This window comes from Pontibacter sp. JAM-7 (assembly GCF_048548695.2).
In the GTDB taxonomy this organism is placed as follows: domain Bacteria; phylum Pseudomonadota; class Gammaproteobacteria; order Pseudomonadales; family Balneatricaceae; genus Neptuniibacter.
Map to the genome: position 1 here is coordinate 96561 of NZ_JBLYIF020000009.1, position 18612 is coordinate 115172.

Consider the following 18612-nt stretch of genomic DNA (forward strand, 5'->3'; position numbering starts at 1 on the left):
ATCACTGGGCATTAAAACAGCTCCACCTCACCTTCATCCATTGTCTGCTGGGATACTGTGCGCTGCTGGTTCCGACTGCTGGTTGCAGCCGTAAGCTGACGGCAACGTTTGATCGCCTGATCCGCCGATTCTGGGCTCACCCGGCCCTGACTGTCAGCAATCTCTGTCAGCATTTGGGAGAACTCATACATAGCGTTGACGTTATGGTCCATGGAACCGAGGGCCTGAGACGAAATATCTTCAAACTGCAACGACCGAACCGCATCATCAACCGCGCCACTCAACTGACCACTGATGTTGGAGATCTGCATCACTTTGTCATTCAGGAACACATTCATACGCCCCATAAATTCCAGCATACGGGTCATTTTATCTTTGGTAGCAATGGTATCGCTCATATCGGCGGAAGCCATGCTTCCCACGGTATTACGCAGGACTTCGATCGTGCCTTTGGCACCGGCAATCTCTTCACGAATCTGGTTGTTCAATTTTGCCGAATTAATAGACAGTGAGCGCACCTCATCCGCCACTACAGCAAAACCGCGACCGGCATCCCCCGCTCTGGCCGCTTCAATACTGGCATTCAGTGCCAACAGGTTAGTCTGGCTGGCCAGGTTCTCGACATTTTCAATCAGGCCAAAAATACCATCCAGTTTGGTCACCATATCATCGATGTGATGCACTGTTTCCAAACTGTGCTTACTCACATCCACCATCATTTTCACAAACATATCCAGCGTGGTACTGGTGGCCCGAATAAACTTCTGCATGCTGAAGTTATCTTCTAACTGATCATCGCTATCATCAGCACTTTCGCCCACAGACTCATGGGTCTGATTGATAATTTCAGCCGTCAGCTCCCCCTGCTGGCTCGCCAGAGCATGCATATTGTGGAAACTCTGCCCCATCAGCTCAACCGCTTCTTTAATCAGCTGATCGACCCGGTTCGCTTCCTGTTTGATGATGCTGGCCTCGTGCGACAGGCTTTGTGCAATCTCAGATGTCGCTGCAGGCAAGGCAACACTATCAGTGTCTGCTGCCTGGTCGATGACCGATGGTGTTGCTGCTTCAGGCGTCTGTTGTTTCGGCAGGCGAGTCAGCACCAGCACTTGGCACAGAACAATAAGGGCGACACAAATCCAGATAAGGGAAGCCCCCAGGCCCAACCCCTGTACCACGACAAGCCCAAGAGCCAGCAGTAGCGTCAGGACAGACAGTTGTTTCAGTTTCATAGCTATTCCTCTTTTCCAGACCTAGCGGGAAAATAATCGCACCAGCCGATCGGCAATTTTATCCAGTGCTACCAGTTCTTTGGATGCACCATAACGGTAGGCAGCACCAGGCATACCCCAGACCATACTGGTTGCTTCATCCTGAATTAATGTACGTGCACCGGCATCCGCCAGTGCTTTCATCGCCTTGGCACCATCCTCACCCATACCCGTGAGCATAACGGCCACGACCTGTTCAGGATAGATATTCAGTAACGAATTAAACATCACTTCTACTGACGGTTTATGCCGGTTGACCCGGTCTGCATCACTCAGGTGACAATAGAGCTGATCACCGCGCTTTTTAATTTGCAGGTGATGCGACCCCGGTGCCACATAAACATGTCCGGGTTTTAACACTTCATTTTCCGTCGGTTCTTTAACTGTCAGGGCAGCCAAATCATTTAAACGTTTGGCAAACCGTGTGCTGAACGTCTCCGGAATATGCTGCGTCACCACAATAGGCGGCATCCCCCCGGGCAGATTACAAATCAACTCACGCAGTGCTTCCGTGCCACCGGTAGAGGCACCGATGGTGACCAGTGCATGCTGACTAAACACCAGAGGTTTAACCGACTGCACTTTGGCTGTCGTCACTGCTGCAGCAGGGCGACGGAATTTAAGTTTTGCCGCTGTTGCAGCGGCAGCTTTAACCTTCCCTGTAAGATCACGCTGAAAGTGCTCAAGGGCGGCATCCGAAGCCGACACGGTAGGTTTGGAAATAAAATCGACAGCACCAAGCTCTAGTGCCTGCAGCGTCTCATCTGCGCCCTCATTGGTTAACGAAGACAGCATTACCACCGGCATTGGATTGAGGCGCATCAGGTTTTTCAAAAACGTCAGGCCATCCATACGCGGCATCTCGATATCCAGCGTTAATACATCAGGCCGCAACGCTTTAATCTTGTCCCGAGCCACATAGGGGTCCTCTGCTTCACCGACGACCTCAATACCAGGATCCATACTCAACAGCTCTGACAATACACTCCTGACAACAGCGGAGTCATCTACAATCAGCACCCGAACCTTTGCCATGTATCCGATTTTCCTTAGAACAGTTCTACATCATTATTATCGTCAAGCTCATGCTCAACCTGAACGCCGAACGCACGCTCAACCAGTGCCAGTCGCTTGTCTTCCTGGTGACCAAGTTTATTCACCAGCATACGGCCTTCTAATGGCAGATAAACCAGCCGCCGGGCACTGGTACCGCCCACATCTGATGCCAATAGATTAAGCCCTTCATCCCGGATATAACGGGTCACAAAATCGATATTCTGGCGGCCAATATCGGTCATACCCGCCAAAATTTTGCCACCGCCGGAAATCTTCACCTGCATATCTCGGCGCTGGCTACCAAAACGCATCAGACCGTTGATCAGTTGCTCCATTGCGAACAAACCATAACGCAAGGAACGCGATGACTCGCCTCGTGTATCACTGGGGGGCAGCATAAAATGGTTGACGCCCCCCATACCAATCACCGGATCATAAATACACGCAGAGATACAGGACCCCAGAACCGTGGTGATGACCATATCATCGCAGGCAACATAGTAGTCGCCGGGACCAATTTTGGCCGAGTATTTACCCCACTTTGGGTCCCAGTACAGGGAAAAATGCTCAAACCCCTCAACCAGCCGTGGTTTGTTAGCCAAGGCACTCATGTTGACACCTTTCGGTAGGTGGTTCCTCCCACCAGTTCAAACTCAGTGGTGGTACGTGCCAGCGATTCAGAATGGCCAACAAACAGATACCCTCCGGGCTTGAGCAGGTTTGCCATACGACTCAACAGCCGGGTCTGAGTTGCCTGATCAAAGTAGATCATTACATTACGGCAGAAGATTACATCGAACTGCGCTTTCATTGGCCATTCGTGCATCAGGTTAAGATGACGAAAAGCAATCATCTCCTGCAATGCCTGACGCACTTTAACCTGACCCGATTGCTGCCCTTTACCTTTCATGAACCACTTCCGCACCGTGGGTTCAGGTAAGGTCTTCACCCGGTCATAGCTATACACACCGGCCTGAGCGTTTGCCAGCACTTTGGAATCTATGTCCGTGGCCAGAACCTTCATATCCCAGCCATGGGTCAGTGCAGAATCCTGCAAAGTAATGGCGATACTGTAGGGTTCCTCCCCCAAAGAGCAGCCCGCTGACCAAACCCGTAGGGTCTTTTTTCCCTGAGCCGCCAATTGGGGCAGAATTTTTTGATTGATAAAATCAAAATGATGGCGCTCCCGGAAGAACGCCGTCAGGTTGGTGGTAAGTGCATTGATGAACTGAGTAAACTCCTCGGGGTGCTGGTCTAAATAGACAAAATACTCATTAAACCCTGCGATTTTCAGCTCCCGCAACCGGCGTACCAGCCGGTTGTAAGCCATATCCATCTTGTGTTCAGCAAGCACAATACCGGCATAGTCGTACAGTTCGTCTCTTACTTTTGCAAAGTGCGCACGGCTAAACTCGAACTCACGATCTTTCTGCTCTTGCTCAGCCACTGCCTGACTATCACCAATATCTGCCACAGGTTTATGCACCCCCCTGCGCGGGAGAGTTCACTAGAACTCTTCCCACTCATCATCGCTTGCGTTTGGCTGTACCAGCGGTGGTGCTTTGCCTGCTGGTTTGCTTGCCTGCGGTTGCTTGCGTGCAGATACTGGCGCAGGTGCGGTCTGTGTCGCCAACTTGCGGATCTTGGCAATCTCACCCATGGCAGAGGAGGCTGCAGCAGTTACTTCAGCGCCCGATACCTTGAATGCATTGACCAGGCCATCCAGCTGAGCCGCCTGCTCTTCCATTGAAGAGGACGCGGCAGCGACCTCCTCAACCAGTGCCGCGTTCTGCTGCGTACCCTCATCCATCTGGGTCACCGCAATGTTCACCTGTTCAATGCCAGTGGCCTGCTCACGGCTGGCCGAGGCAATCTCATTGATAATATTGGACACATTCTTGATTGCGGCCATGATCTCGGACAACGCTTTGCCCGATTCATCAACATAAGCACCGCCCTCTTCGACTTTTTTCACACTGTCACTGATCAACTCCTTGATCTCTTTAGCCGCAGAAGCACTACGTTGCGCCAGGCTGCGTACTTCAGATGCCACCACAGCAAAACCGCGACCCTGCTCACCAGCACGTGCCGCCTCTACTGCCGCATTAAGTGCCAACAGGTTGGTCTGGAATGCGATTTCATCAATAACACCGATGATCTCAGCAATCTTGGTGGAACTGGCACTGATATCGCCCATGGAGCGCACAACACTGGTGGAAATATCGCCGCCTTTTTCAGCCAGCGTCTGCGCTTCAGATGCCAGCTTACGGGCCTCATCGGCATTATCCGCATTCTGCTTAACCGTGCTGGTCATCTCTTCCATGCTGGCTGCAGTTTCTTCCAGGCTAGCAGCCTGTTCCTCTGTACGCTGACTGAGGGTGGTATTACCACTAGCAATTTCACTGGCACCAGTGGAGATACTGGCACCGGCCGAGCGAATCTCGCTCACCATTTTATTCAAATTGTCCAGCGAGCTATCCAATGCTTGATTCAGCTCGGCAAACTCACCATGGAAATTACCTTCCATTTTCTGGGTCAAGTCACCATCAGACAGAGCCTGCAGAACCCGCTTAACCTCCCGCATGGGCTCGACAACTGCATCCAGCATCTGATTGACGCCATTAGCGATCTGGTTCATGAAACCAGTGTAGATAGACGCATCAAGGCGCTCATCCAATTGCCCCATTGAAGCCTGGTTAATCAGATTCTCAACCTGATCTTCGGCAATCAGTTGGTCAGTCACATCAACCCACTCAACCACTGTGCCGAGACGCGCGCCAGCATCATCCACTACTGGGTTAGCAGTCAAATCGAAGGTACGTCGACCGACTTTGATCCGGCCGCGATGAGTGTCTTTCAGGGCATCCAGCATACGTCGCTGGTGCTCAGGTTTTTTGTGGAAAATGTCAAAGTTAGAGCCAACAATGCGGTCAGCCTCAAATTCAGGCAACTGCTCACGGATATCAGATTCAGCTATACGCATCATCTCCACCACCGCTTCGTTGCAGTAGATAATCTCTCCATCCGGGGTCGCCATCATGACATTGGAGGAGACGTTATCCAGCGCCACTTTAATCCGCTGGGAACGACGGGCCGCCTCTTTGGCATCATTGACCTCAAAGCCCATCTGCTGCGAGAGCATTTTCACGTAACGCATCAGCTCGCCGATTTCACCGGGATCTTCGATCGCAATATCGATTTTATAGTCGCCCTCCATGATTTGCTTCATGTAGTTTTGCACCTGACGCAGGGGTCCAATGACCTTTTTCGTCATAATGTTCTGGGCGCCAAACAGCATAATCAGGAATGCCACAATGGGACCCGCAATGGCCCAAGCACCCGTTAAGCCCAGCGCAGCTTCAGCCAGATCAACCGCCACACCGACACCCACGGCCACTGCAGCAACCTGGAATAACGATTTACCAAGATTAGTAGTTGCGATGCGGTTAGGTGAAGGCAGGGAAGCTTCGTTGCGCTTGAGCTTGGCGTACAGCTTGGTAGAGGCATCAATCTCATCCTGGCTCGGCTTGGTACGCACTGACATGTATTCGACAATTTCACCATTGCGGAACACCGGTGTGACATTAGCCTTAACCCAGTAGTAGTCTCCGCTTTTACAACGGTTTTTTACCAATTTCGACCACGGACGACCCAATTTCAGAGTTTCCCACAGATCCTTAAAAGCCGCTGGTGGCATATCGGGGTGTCGCACCACATTATGGTTCTTGCCCACAAGCTCTTCCCGAGAGAAGCCACTGACCTCGACAAAATCAGGGTTGGTATAGGTAATTATCCCTTTCAAATCGGTTCGGGTAACCAGTTCCTGGTCTTCCCGCATTCTGACTTCGCGATCCGTTACCGGCTCGTTAATTTTCATTTTCTTACCTCCACACCTGCTCTACAGTGCTTATGCCTGAGTCTCTGCCAGACCTTTGGTCGCCAGGTCTTCAATTGCCAGCTCATCGGAATTTAACAACGCATCTAGGTCAATCAATACAATCATCTTGTCATCCTGTGACGTCAGCCCGGTGATATATTCGGAATTGACCACGCCACCGAAGTTCGGCGCGGGCTGAATCTCGTTTTTCTCCAACGTGTAGGTTTCAGCAACGGCGTCCACGATAATGCCCATCGCACGCTCGGCTTTGCCAGAATCCACCTTCACTACAATCACCACCGTGGTCGGCCCGTATTCACGCGCGGGCAAACCAAAGCGGGCACGCAAATCCACCACCGGAATAATGGCACCACGCAGGTTTAACACGCCCTGCAGATAATCCGGCATTTCCGGAATCCGCGTCACCGGTGTCCAGCCTCTTAACTCCTGCACGCGGAGTATGTCGACGCCATATTCTTCGTTATCCAATAGAAAACTGAGGTACTGGCGGCTATCGGAACTGTTTACCACTGCGGAATCCTCCGACTGCCAGGCGCCAAGGCTCATGCGACACCTCCAAGGTTAGTGTTTTGTTTGAAAATTTTACTGCGTTTTTCTGCAGCTTCAGCTGTTTCCCGGTCCAGGCCACGTTTAACCAGACCGGCAATATCAAGAATCAGAGCGACATTGCCATCACCTAGGATGGTGGCCCCGGAAAATCCGTCTATACGCTTGAAATTCACTTCCAGGCTTTTAATGACAACCTGCTGCTGACCAAACAGTTCGTCGACCATAATGCCAACCTTCTGGCCACCATTTTCAACAATCGCCACCAGGTTATTGTGTGTCACCGGCGCATGTTCCAGATCGAACAGCTTGCGCAAATTGATCAGCGGGATATATTCGTCACGGAAGTGCAAAAGTTTGTTTTCGCCGGCCATGGAGCTTAGTGCCGCCGGTTTGGCCTGCATGGTTTCCACGATTGACACTAACGGAATGATATAGGTTTCCGGGCCGACGCCAATCAACTGACCATCCAAAATCGCCAGAGTCAGTGGCAACTTCACACTGAAAGTAGACCCCAGACCCGGCTCAGAATTGAGGCTGACATGTCCCCCGAGGGACTCAATATTGCGCCGTACCACATCCATGCCCACACCACGACCAGACAAGTCGCTAACCGCATCTGCAGTTGAGAAGCCTGGCCGGAAGATCAAGTCATTGATCTCCTGATCGGTCATCGACACATCGGCATTTACCAGGCCTTTTTCGATCGCTTTTTGATGAATTTTCTGGGTATTCAAACCGCGGCCATCATCAATAATATCAATGATGATAAAACCACCCTGATGATAGGCATTCAGCTCCACCCGGCCGGTTTCTGGCTTACCCGCTGCAACCCGCTCGTCCGGCGTTTCCAGGCCATGATCCAACGAATTACGAATCAGGTGCACCAACGGGTCACCGATTTTTTCCATCACAGTTTTGTCGATTTCAGTTTGCTCACCGGACAGCACCAGCTCAACCTTTTTACCCAGTTTGCCGCTGACATCGTGCACCAGCCGGGGGAAGCGGTTAAATACAAAACTGATCGGCAGCATGCGCACCCGCATGATGTCTTCCTGCAGATCACGGGTATTGCGCTCCAGCTGCTCCAGGCCAGCCTGCAACGCCTCCATTGCAGAGCCCTGCACACCGATTTGCTCGCCAAGTTCAGAGCCAATTTGACCCAGCATTGCCTGAGTAATAACCAACTCACCCACCCGATTAATCAGCGCATCAATTTTGTCGGTATCAACACGCACCGAACTGGCCTCAGCTGCCGCTTTAGGCTTTCTGGCAGGTGAAGTGGTCTGTTTCCCGGGTGCCGCCGCCGTTGCAGCAGGTGATGCGGCCGGAGCGGCTGCCACCACCGATACGTCTACCGGGCGATCTGTTGGAGTTGCTGCCTGCAGCGGAGTCACTTCCAACAAGCATTCATCTTCGACCCACTCAAATATTTCTTCGACCTCGGCCTGACTACAATCCGACTCAAGGGACAAATTCCAGGAAAGGTACAGCAACTCGGGATCAAACTCGGCAAACGCCGGTAACGCTTCGAGCTCCGCTGTAACCGTCAAACTGCCAAGGTCAGCCAGCGCAGCAAACATCAGTAGCGGTTCGTTGCCGGTTTGCAGCAACCCGGGTTTAGGGGCAAAACGAATTGACCAGCCCGCTGCTTCAGGCGCACTTCCGCCATCAGCTGACTTAATGGTTAACTGACAGTCATCTTCCACCCATTCAAAAACTTCACGAACTTCCGCTTCTGAGCACTCGGACTGCAAGGTCAACTGCCAGGCAAGGCTAACCGTCTGGGGATCCAGATCGGCCAGAGACGGCAACCCCTCAGTTTTCGCCACAACCGACAGACTCCCCAGCTGCGCCAAAGCCTCAAACATAAAAGCCGGCTCATGCCCCGCCTGCAATAAATTAGCATTGGGGATAAAGTCGATCTGCCAGCACCCACCAGTGGTAGCTGGCATAGCTGCTGCGGCTTCTGTCTGGTCTGGGGTTGAAACATCGGAGAGAGCCTGCTGAAGCCGCCCACGCACATCTTCGACCTTATCCATTTCCGCTTCGGGGCCATCCTGAGCAGCTTCGAGCAGTGCCAGAATGCAGTCAACCGACTCCAGCAGCAGATTCACCAGCGCAGTAGTTACGGCCTGTTTGCCACTGCGCATTTCGTCCAACAGGGTTTCAACGACGTGGGTGAAGTTGGCCACCTCGTTAAAACCAAAGGTTCCAGCGCCCCCTTTGATTGAGTGCGCTGCACGAAAGATCGTATTAATCGTCTCTTCATCTGCCGCTTCAAGGTTCAGCAGACTGGACTCCATGATCTCCAGGCCTTCGTAACTCTCTTCCAGGAAAGTCGCGACAAATTGGGACAGATCAATACTCATCTGTAATTACCTTACGACACGTTTAATGGTGCTGAGCAGCTTTTCAGGATTAAACGGTTTCACCAGCCAGCCGGTCGCGCCAGCGGCCTTGCCCTGCTGTTTCATTGCATCTGAGCTTTCAGTCGTGAGCATCAACACAGGGGTGAACTTGAATGCCGGCAATTTACGCAGTTCGGCACAGAACGTTATGCCATCCATAATTGGCATATTCACATCGGTTAAAACCAGATCAAAACGCCCGGATTGGGCCTTGGTAAGAGCCTCCTGACCATTACTGGCCTCCTCTACCGCATAACCTTCCTGTTTCAAAGTGAAGGTCACCATATTGCGCAGAGATGCGGAGTCATCAACCACCAGAATTGTTGCCATTCGAACAATCTCCAGGATTTAAAGATAAAAATTTTATCGCTTAATTGAATACAATCTGTGTCAGGCCCAATTGGGCAACAGTGTCCTTCAACGCGTCGGACGGGCGCTGCCAACTAAGCGGCTTGCCTGCCGCTTTGGCAGCCATAGCTGCGACAGCAAATAGCTGAATTCCTGCGGTATCTACTCGACTGAGTGCACCAGCGTTAACCTGTACTGAACTGCTTCCCTGCAAGACTTCGGTAAACTTTTCCTTCCACTCGCAGACATTTTCAATTGAAACCTCTTCGGGTAGTTCAAGCGTCATTTCGACAGTCATACGCATTCCTTCCCTTCTCATTTTTCCAAACAGAAGGTCAGCAGTTATTTCGATGTGATTTATTGGATGTACCTGGCAGGGCAGGTGCTCGTGTCAGATAAAATCTTATGTGGCATCAGCCAAGCTCTGCTTGCTTATCCCACACTCGCCATAATGTTTTAATCGGCACCCCCAGAACTTACTTAAGCACAATATAATCTAATAAAGCATATTTTTTGAAACCCTACTTTTGGTTAGAGTTTTTTGCCTAAAAATCATCATAATATTGATTTTTATCGACTTTTTTCGACTATGGTATAAAAGAAAATAATCTCATATCTGATAATGGGGATAACCTCAGCCTGCTGACAGCCAATAAGTCAGAGTTTTTGCCTTTAACAATCGATGGTTTCTGATAAAAGTAGCAAGCAAGCCTCATGCAGCAACTGAGAATGGACAGGGCAGCCACTCAACTGCAGGCAAAACCAACGTTCTGATGACACAAAGCACCGACTCTGCTGTACCTAAAGCCTCTTCTGGCATTGAAACCTGAGTGATGACTGCAGACTTGCTTGCTGCCAGCGGCGCAGATCTACCTTCGCTGGCAGCATAGGTGTTACTAATAAAAGAGGAGCTACACATGAAACAGATAACTATCTGCAGGCTTTTGTTTATATCCAGTTAATAAAAACAACATCCTTCAATAAGCATCATTCAATATTCTGGATCTGCTCACGCATCTGCTCAATCAATACCTTTAATTCAACTGCACTCTGGGTGGTATTGGAGACAATCGCCTTGGATGACAGGGTATTGGCCTCACGATTAAGCTCCTGCATCAAAAAGTCCAGACGGCGGCCAATAGGGCCGTTCTGCTGCAGCACCCGACGCACTTCCTGAATATGGGTATTTAACCGGTCCATCTCCTCATCAACATCGGCTTTTTGCGCCATCAGCACAACTTCCTGTTCCAGCCGAGCATCATCAAGATCAACCTGAAGCTCGGCCAAGCGCTGCTTCAGGGTATCGCGTTGCGTCGCCAGAATTTCCGGCATCTGGCTGCGGACCTGCGCCACGATATCGCTAATGGCAGCCAGGCGTTGCTCAATCAACAGCGCTAGCTCTTGCCCTTCACGGTGACGCCCGGCGCTGAGATCAGTTAACGCCTTATCAAACAACTCCAGAGAAGCCTGTTTGACCTTATCCATATCCAGCTTCACATCCTGCAGCACCCCAGGCCAACGCAAAATTTCCAGCGCATCCAACGGCTGTGGCGTTTCCAGTAGAGACTGTACATGCTCCGCTGCCGACACCACCTGACGTGCATAACTCTCATGAATGACCAATTGCTGCAGACTCGCTTCGGGAAAGAAACGCAAAGTACACTCGACTTTCCCCCGACTCAGGTTTTTGCGCAGGCGCTCTCTGATCAGGGGTTCGATCTCTTTCAGGCTATCCGGCAAGCGCAGATGCGGCTCAAGGTAACGATGATTTACCGAACGAATTTCCCAGCTCAGTGACCCCCAGGATTGCTCAGCTTCCTGCCGGGCAAAGGCTGTCATACTTTTTGTCATGCATCACTTCTCTTGTTTTTCAATCAGTTACAGCCCAATAAACAGGCTCAAATGGCTGTTTATTAGTGTATCAACAGTCACCCATAATTATCTAATCCAGCGTGTTACTCAATGCTACGGTGCCAATATGGACGTTTCTGCTTTAAAATGCCGCCATTAATAGTAAGCGATTCGCTACCAGCCTCTTGGTAACGAACAAACTGAAGGGAACCGCATGAGTTCGACAATCTCTGACCAGTTGCAAAACCTCGGCCTGTCCAAACTAAGACCCAGCCAACGTCAACCAGATCAACTTAGACCGGTGAAAATTACCCGACACTTCACCAAACATGCGGAAGGGTCTGTGCTGGTAGAGTTTGGCGATACCCGGGTACTCTGTACTGCCACCGTGGACCGGGGCGTGCCCCGCTTCCTGCGTGGGTCTGGACAGGGCTGGGTAACGGCTGAATATGGCATGCTACCGCGCGCGACCACCACCCGTAACGACCGAGAAGCAGCGCGTGGCAAGCAAGGCGGCCGCACGGTAGAGATTCAGCGCCTGATTGGCCGTTCTCTGCGTGCAGGCATGGATCTGAACAAACTCGGTGAAAACACCATTACGATCGACTGTGATGTACTCCAGGCTGACGGGGGGACACGTACGGCAGCCATAACCGGCGCGTTTGTTGCACTGCAGGATGCGATCAACGTGCTGAAACAAGACAAACATGGCGCGATGAAAGGCAATCCTATCAAGTACCCGATTGCGGCAGTTTCCGTTGGCATCTTCGAAGGAGAGCCGGTGCTGGATCTGGATTATGCCGAAGACTGCAAAGCTGAAACTGATATGAATGTGGTAATGACCGGGCAGGGTGGCTTTGTCGAAGTCCAAGGCACAGCGGAAGGCCAACCTTACAGTCAGGAAGAACTGACAGCGATGCTTGGCCTGGCTCAGAAAGGCATTCAGGAGCTGATCGCCCTACAACAGGCAGCACTGTCTGAAGGCTGACCTTCGCAAACCATCAAAAAAGGAGCCAACTGGCTCCTTTTTAGTTTCCCGCTGCGGGTTACGGCATGGGGACATCGTAATCAATGATCAGCGGCGCGTGCTCACTGAACGGTTTTTCACGGTAAATACGTGCATTCTTGATCGTCTTTTTCAAATTGGCTGTGGTGATCTGATAATCAAGCCGCGCGCCCTCATTAAGAGTACGTGCCCGGTTATAGTCCGGCCACCAGGTAAACTGCCGTTCGGCCTTGTTCAGTTCACGGAAAGCATCAACAAAACCTAATTCTTCAAAGATCTCATCCAGCCACTCACGCTCGTGGGGCAAAAAGCCGGAAACCGTCTGATTGGCATACCAATTACTCAGATCCATCGTTTTATGCGCAATATTCAGGCTGCCGCAAAAGATAAATTCACGTCGCTTTCGCAGGGTTTTACGAAAATGCCCCAGTAAACCTTCCATGTAGGCTTCTTTCGCCGCTTGAGCATCTTCGCCTTTCAAACCAGACGGCACACTCATGGAGCAGACACTGACATGCTCGAAGTCAGCTTGAATAAAACGCCCGTGTTGGTCACATAACTCAAAGCCCAGGCCGGTCATAATGGCTTTTGGCAGGTGGCGGGTATAGATGGCAACGCCGCTATAACCATCTTCCCAGGCATCAAAGAAATAAGCATGATAGCCTTCGAGATGGTACCGCTCATCATCCAACTGATATTCTTTGGCCTTTAGGTTCTGCAAACAGATCACATCTGCATTTTGCTGCTCCAGCCAGTCGAATAAGCCATACTCAGCTGCCTGTTCAATACCCTTTGTATTGAAAGTGATGACTCGCATATATTTCTGATCCTGTCCCAATGTCTGAGGAGTATGATCCTTCTGGTCATTTTTTTCACACGGGTTGTGAGCACCGCGCGATCCAAAAATCTCTCAGAGCGTCCCGATAAAGCCACTGTAAATAAAGGGTTATGTGTTCCCCTCATTGCAGATTGTATAGTGAACCGCCCTAAATTGAAATTTTTTGCCACGGCCGTCATGCCGATTGCCCCTTTGGGCTGTTAGAATAATGCTTTCCCCTATTTCAGCCGCCAGGAGTAGCACCATGCATGATTATCAGCGAGAATTTATCAAGTTTGCCATCGCCCAGAATGTGCTGCGCTTTGGCGAATTTACGCTGAAATCAGGTCGTACCAGCCCTTACTTTTTTAATGCTGGATTATTCGACAGTGGTGCCGCACTAGCCAAACTGGGTCGGTTTTATGCACAAGCCATTACCGATGCGAAACTGGATTTTGACGTGCTACTTGGCCCCGCCTATAAAGGTATTCCTCTGGCCGCAACCACGGCAGTTGCCTTGTATGACCAGCATCAACGCGACGTGCCCTATGTCTTTAACCGGAAAGAAGCCAAAGATCATGGTGAAGGCGGCACACTGGTAGGCGCGCCACTGAAAGGCAAAGCCCTGATCATTGATGACGTCATAACCGCAGGCACCGCAATTCGCGAAGTGATGGCCATCATTAACCAAGCGGGAGCGCAGCCGGCGGGAGTTGTCATTGCTCTTAACCGCCAGGAACGCGGCAACGGGGAGCTGTCCGCAATCCAAGAAGTCGAGCGCGACTACAGGATGCCAGTGGTCAGCATTATCACCCTGGCTGACCTGATTCAGTACCTGGAAGAAACTGGCGCACCCAATGAGCAGCTTACCGCTATTCGGGCATATCGCGACCAGTACGGCATCTAAAATCAGCCGATAATATTCACGCCATGATCAACATAATGGATACTGCCTGTCACACCCCGTGACAGGTCACTGAGAAAGTACAGCGCAGCACCACCCACCTCTTCAATCGTAGGCAACTGCTGATCAACCGCGCGGTGCTGGTTATATTCCAGCATCGCTTCAAAGTCCTTAATTCCCCCGGCAGCCCGAGTGGGAATGGTGCCGGGTGATATACAGTTCACCCTAATCCTATCCGCACCCAAGTCTCTGGCCAAATATCGGGTAGCCGCCTCCAGCGCGGCTTTGGCACACCCCATAATGTTGTAATCGCCGGTTGCTAAAGCACTGCCAAGGTAAGAAAAGTTGATCATCGAACCGCCGTTTTGCATTAATCCCTTTGCGCGGGCAGCCAGATCAATAAATGAATAACAGGAGACATCCATCGCTTGCAGAAAGCCGTCCCGACTACAAGCGGAGATGGGCGCATGCAAATCTTCCAGCGGGCAAAACGCCAGTGAATGCACCAAGCCGTCCAGAGTACCCCACTGCTGCTGTATTTTAGTAAAAGCAGCATCCATCTGCTCCGGAACCGTCACGTCCAACGGCAAGATAATCTCAGCCCCAAGTTCTTCAGCCAAGGGGCGGACATATTTCTCGGCTTTGTCATTCAGGTAAGTAATTGCCAGCTGAGCGCCATGCTGCTGCAATAATTTTGCACAGCCATAAGCGATGCTTTTATCGTTCGCGATCCCGACCAGCAGGATTTTTTTACCGGTCATTAACTGTGCTGGCATTGCCCGCTCCTCGTTACCTTATGTAGTCGCAGTGCTTTTATTTTACGCAATTGCGCACAACAAATGCATTACAGCATATAAATCAATTGCATTATTTTATATGCAAAGCAACAAGGAAGAGGACTCGTGTGCCTTTTCGCTAGACTCCAGGCATCGCAACGAACCCAGGCAACTGCTTAATACGTTCAATCCATGCTCTTACCGCAACATAAGGCTCCAGGGAAACACCCCCTTCAGGCGCCAATGCGACATAAGGCATTACGGCACAGTCAGCAAGAGTCGGGCGTTCCAGCGCCAACCATTGGTGTTCACACAGGTGCTGCTCAAGCAGACCAAGTATCCGCTCTGAGGTATGCAATGTGGTTGCCTTATCCAGCTGATACCCAAACTTATCAACCAGACGGGCGGCATTGGGGCCGTGCTGAACTTCATTCGCTGCGGTCGAAATCCATTGCATCACCTCTGCCATAGCGGCAGGCTCCAGCGGTAGCCATGATTCTTTAGCACAACGTCGGGCTAGATAAACCAAAATTGCCTGAGAGTCCCGTAGAACAACCTCACCATCTTCTAGTATCGGAATCTCTCCCCAGGGATTCAGTGCCAGCATAGCAGACTGCTTGTGCTCTCCGGCTAGAAAATCTACCGGAATAATATCCAACGGAATACCTGACAGGGCAGCAAACAGGCGAACCTTGTAGCAGTTGCCGGAAAGCTCCAGATCGTAGAATTTCATTGTGTGCTCCTTTTTATAAGTAATGTACTGCTCCACTCAGCGATTAAGCAGATCCAGTTGCGCTTCAAGTTGCTGAATACGTTGCCGCAAAGGCTGCAATTGCTTTTCAAGCTCCTGCTCCCGAAAGCGCGGCCAGATAAACTGCGAACAGTTCCAGTCAAATGCAACCAGATCGATACAAATCAGTCGATCAGTTGCTTCATTTACAAACGGTTCTCGCGCAGCATCTGACAGTTCCGCCATATCTACGACGTGGGCCCGACCAAATATTTTAAGCCGCCTACGGTTTGGGTAATCAACCAAGATCATGGCTACCCGATGATCTTGTGCAAGGTTCCCCAGGGTCAGGTATTCACCATTACCCTGATAGTCTGCAAATGCCAGTCGGGTGGGGCCTATAATCTGTATAAACCCGGTCTTTCCTCCCCTATGTTGCACATAGGGCCAACCCGTTTCATTCACTGTTGCCAGGTAAAAGCTGTCCCGGTCGGTAATAAAGCACCGTTCTTTATCCGTAAAATGGTCACTGGCCTGTGCACCACTAATACGCTTTTGTACCCGTGTATCACTGCCCCGCTGCTGCTGAGTCCGCAACACACTGGGCGTAAAACTGATATCACTGAAATGCATAGGCCAATTCTCTGACGGATGATCTGGCGGTTGGTAGCTGGAACACAGTATGGGCTATTACATAATTCGGATTAAATAGACAAAAGATGATAGATATAGTGCTTTTTTCGCACTAATCTAAATGCATGATTAATAAACTTAAAGCGATGCAAGTATTTGTGCAGATCGTCCAGTCAGGCAGCCTGACCCGAGCGGCCCAACATCTTGATACGTCATTAACCTCTGTCGTGCGCACCCTCGCAGCATTAGAGAATGAACTCAGTGTACGTCTGCTCAACCGCAGTACCCGGCATATAGCGTTAACAGATGAAGGTCGGGAATATATCGTGCGCTGCCGCCATATACTGTCAGAGGTTGCCGAAGCCGAGGCGCTGTTGGCAGATCGTCAGCTTGAACCAGCGGGCAAAATCACGTTGACTGCCCCTGCCACCTTCGGGCGCATCCATATTGGACCGCTCATAAATGATTTTCTGCAACAGTTCCCTAAAACTCAGATTGAGTTACTGCTCCTGGATCGTCCAGTTGACCTGCTGGAAGAAGGTATAGACTTAGCATTACGTATAGGCCACCTCACCAACAGCAACTTGATTGGTCGCCATGTAGGAGAGATGCCTCAGGTGGTATGCGCCAGCCCACGCTACTTGGAACAATGCGGCACACCCAATACACCTAATACCCTTTCACAGCATGACTGCATCCATCTGACAGCGCTGAACCCTACTGCCGAGTGGCATTTTTTAGACAACGAAAAAACCATCACCACACAAATAAGACCGCGACTCATCACCAACCAGGTTGATAGCGCGCTGGATGCCTGCAAAAAAGGCCTCGGCTGTGGGCAATTCCTCTTATATCAGGTCAGTGATGCCCTCAAACAACAGGAATTGACGCTGCTGTTACAAGACTATCAACCAGAGTCCATGCCGGTACACCTGCTGTACCCACACTCTCGGTTATTATCCAAGCGCACCCGATCGCTGATTGACTGGCTGTTACCACGCCTACAACACAGGCTAACAAAAATTTAATTATGACTGGGTATCAATCTAAATTCGGAAACCAAAAGAGCTTCGCCTTGTAAGTCACCTAATTGCACCACTCTTGCTGCAATGCAATAAATTTACACTGCAATTTTAATTCACCCGCAATACACTATCTTGGAGACCAGTCGTATATACCCTTAACAAAGCCCATGCAATCTGAGTCATCTACAGCTGTGCGCACTTTACATAACCTTATACAAGCTGTTGAATTTGCAAACTTATTGACTGGCAACAAGGCAACTTTATAAATCATTTTTATAGGAAGCATCAGCATGAGTACTATTCATTTTGTCGGTGGCGAAAAAGGCGGTGTAGGCAAATCCGTGCTGTCTCGCCTGTTGTCACAATACTTTATCGACCGGAACCTACCATTTGTAGGCCTCGATGCAGATCAGTCACACGCCACACTCAGCCGCTTTTATGCTGAGTTCAGCCAGCCGATCAATCTTGATTATTTCGAGAGCACCGATGCAATTATGGAGGTTGCCGTAGAAACAGATCACCACGTTGTCGTTGACCTACCGGCACAAAGTGAACGTTTTCTGGATAAATGGATAGAAGAAAACGGTGTACTGGAAATGTGTGAAGAAATGAACCTGCCTTTTGTCTATTGGTACATCGTTGATGACGGGATGGACTCTGCCAAACTGCTGGAAAATTTCCTGCAGAAATATGGCTCACGCATGCGCTGCGTCGTAATCAAAAACAAAGGCCGAGGCAATAGCTTTGGCGCCGTCGATGCCGTCGTTAACAGCGCTACGGGGGCAATCGCCGACAGGCTGCTACAGGGCACATTGCCTGCACTGCATGCTGAAACCATGCACAAAATAGACGAGCTGAATTTTAGCTTTTGGGGTGCTGAAAACCTGAGGGACAATAATATAGAGCACCTCAGCCTGATGGAGCGCCAGCGCACAAAAGTCTGGCTGCGTAAGGCCTATGCTATTGTCGATGACGTATACGCCAACCTATAAGCGGCAGGAACTGACAATAAGCCCTGGACGATACCGTTCAGGGCTTTTTTATTTGGCTAGTGACTAATGTTTTTCCGGCATGAATGCTCTAGTAAAGGCATGGCGATTTCTCGGGCTACACTGCCCTGCCCTATCAGAACAGCTTGGAACCTATAAAAACAGGCGTTGTTCATGTATTGCTTGGGTACATGAACCCCTATGTGAGCGCCTGGGTCCAACAGGCCATAAAAAAAGGCCCATCCGTGAGGATGAGCCTTCTTTTATAATTAAGTGCTTGGCGATGACCTACAATAAGTTGAAAGCAGCACTTCCAATCGCTTCGCGACGCCCTTGGCGCTTCCACCCTCG

General features: G+C 50.6%; 18 protein-coding genes. 4 read left to right on the top strand and 14 right to left on the bottom strand.

The annotated features are described in order from the left end of the window. Positions 1–11 precede the first annotated feature (11 nt). From ACFVYJ_RS12630 to ACFVYJ_RS12675, 10 genes are all read right to left on the bottom strand, one after another. On the bottom strand, positions 12–1232 hold the full coding sequence (locus ACFVYJ_RS12630) for a methyl-accepting chemotaxis protein (protein WP_419415363.1): 1221 nt from the start codon (positions 1230–1232) through the stop codon (positions 12–14). A gap of 21 nt (positions 1233–1253) precedes the next feature. After that, entirely contained in the window at positions 1254–2306 is a 1053-nt protein-coding gene (locus ACFVYJ_RS12635) for a protein-glutamate methylesterase/protein-glutamine glutaminase (protein WP_419415362.1), read from the bottom strand. Positions 2307–2320: 14 nt separating this feature from the next. After that, complete coding sequence (locus ACFVYJ_RS12640; RefSeq protein WP_419415361.1) at positions 2321–2938, bottom strand: chemotaxis protein CheD; 618 nt, start codon at positions 2936–2938, stop codon at positions 2321–2323. Then, positions 2935–3801, bottom strand: coding sequence for a CheR family methyltransferase (locus ACFVYJ_RS12645; protein WP_419415360.1), 867 nt, complete (start codon positions 3799–3801; stop codon positions 2935–2937). The genes ACFVYJ_RS12640 and ACFVYJ_RS12645 overlap by 4 nt, the downstream gene beginning before the upstream one ends. Before the next feature lie 33 nt (positions 3802–3834). Then, the gene (locus ACFVYJ_RS12650) at positions 3835–6204 is read right to left on the bottom strand and encodes a methyl-accepting chemotaxis protein (RefSeq protein WP_419415359.1); all 2370 of its coding nucleotides are present in this window, start codon (positions 6202–6204) and stop codon (positions 3835–3837) included. Between the two features lie 30 nt (positions 6205–6234). After that, the gene (locus tag ACFVYJ_RS12655; protein ID WP_419415358.1) at positions 6235–6771 is read right to left on the bottom strand and encodes a chemotaxis protein CheW; all 537 of its coding nucleotides are present in this window, start codon (positions 6769–6771) and stop codon (positions 6235–6237) included. Next, a complete protein-coding gene (locus tag ACFVYJ_RS12660) occupies positions 6768–9143 on the bottom strand; it encodes a chemotaxis protein CheA (protein ID WP_419415357.1) in 2376 nt (791 codons plus the stop codon). The genes ACFVYJ_RS12655 and ACFVYJ_RS12660 overlap by 4 nt, the downstream gene beginning before the upstream one ends. 6 nt (positions 9144–9149) lie before the next feature. Beyond that, positions 9150–9512, bottom strand: coding sequence for a response regulator (locus ACFVYJ_RS12665; RefSeq protein ID WP_419415356.1), 363 nt, complete (start codon positions 9510–9512; stop codon positions 9150–9152). 40 nt (positions 9513–9552) lie between these two features. Beyond that, positions 9553–9828 (bottom strand): STAS domain-containing protein, encoded by a 276-nt coding sequence (locus tag ACFVYJ_RS12670; protein WP_419415355.1) that lies wholly within the window; start codon positions 9826–9828, stop codon positions 9553–9555. 689 nt (positions 9829–10517) lie between these two features. After that, the gene (locus ACFVYJ_RS12675) at positions 10518–11381 is read right to left on the bottom strand and encodes a YicC/YloC family endoribonuclease (RefSeq protein WP_419415354.1); all 864 of its coding nucleotides are present in this window, start codon (positions 11379–11381) and stop codon (positions 10518–10520) included. A gap of 214 nt (positions 11382–11595) precedes the next feature. Here ACFVYJ_RS12675 and rph point away from each other — a divergent pair, with 214 nt between their 5' ends. Further along, positions 11596–12369, top strand: a complete 774-nt coding sequence (rph, locus tag ACFVYJ_RS12680) for a ribonuclease PH (protein ID WP_419415353.1) — start codon at positions 11596–11598, stop codon at positions 12367–12369. A gap of 58 nt (positions 12370–12427) precedes the next feature. Here the strand turns inward: rph and ACFVYJ_RS12685 are convergent, their stop codons facing one another. Continuing rightward, on the bottom strand, positions 12428–13204 hold the full coding sequence (locus ACFVYJ_RS12685; RefSeq protein ID WP_419415352.1) for an exodeoxyribonuclease III: 777 nt from the start codon (positions 13202–13204) through the stop codon (positions 12428–12430). Between the two features lie 265 nt (positions 13205–13469). Here ACFVYJ_RS12685 and pyrE point away from each other — a divergent pair, with 265 nt between their 5' ends. Continuing rightward, a complete protein-coding gene (pyrE, locus tag ACFVYJ_RS12690; RefSeq protein ID WP_419415351.1) occupies positions 13470–14111 on the top strand; it encodes an orotate phosphoribosyltransferase in 642 nt (213 codons plus the stop codon). A 2-nt stretch (positions 14112–14113) separates the two neighbouring features. Here the strand turns inward: pyrE and fabI are convergent, their stop codons facing one another. The 3 genes from fabI to ACFVYJ_RS12705 form a co-directional block, all read right to left on the bottom strand. After that, complete coding sequence (gene fabI / locus ACFVYJ_RS12695; RefSeq protein WP_419415350.1) at positions 14114–14884, bottom strand: enoyl-ACP reductase FabI; 771 nt, start codon at positions 14882–14884, stop codon at positions 14114–14116. Between the two features lie 139 nt (positions 14885–15023). After that, positions 15024–15617, bottom strand: a complete 594-nt coding sequence (locus ACFVYJ_RS12700) for a glutathione S-transferase family protein (protein WP_419415349.1) — start codon at positions 15615–15617, stop codon at positions 15024–15026. Between the two features lie 36 nt (positions 15618–15653). Further along, positions 15654–16247, bottom strand: a complete 594-nt coding sequence (locus tag ACFVYJ_RS12705) for a pyridoxamine 5'-phosphate oxidase family protein (RefSeq protein ID WP_419415348.1) — start codon at positions 16245–16247, stop codon at positions 15654–15656. 125 nt (positions 16248–16372) lie between these two features. Between ACFVYJ_RS12705 and ACFVYJ_RS12710 the strand changes: the two genes are divergently transcribed. Both ACFVYJ_RS12710 and ACFVYJ_RS12715 read left to right on the top strand, forming a co-directional pair. Continuing rightward, entirely contained in the window at positions 16373–17275 is a 903-nt protein-coding gene (locus ACFVYJ_RS12710; RefSeq protein WP_419415347.1) for a LysR family transcriptional regulator, read from the top strand. A gap of 287 nt (positions 17276–17562) precedes the next feature. Then, positions 17563–18264 (top strand): P-loop NTPase family protein, encoded by a 702-nt coding sequence (locus tag ACFVYJ_RS12715; protein ID WP_419415346.1) that lies wholly within the window; start codon positions 17563–17565, stop codon positions 18262–18264. Positions 18265–18612 lie beyond the last annotated feature (348 nt).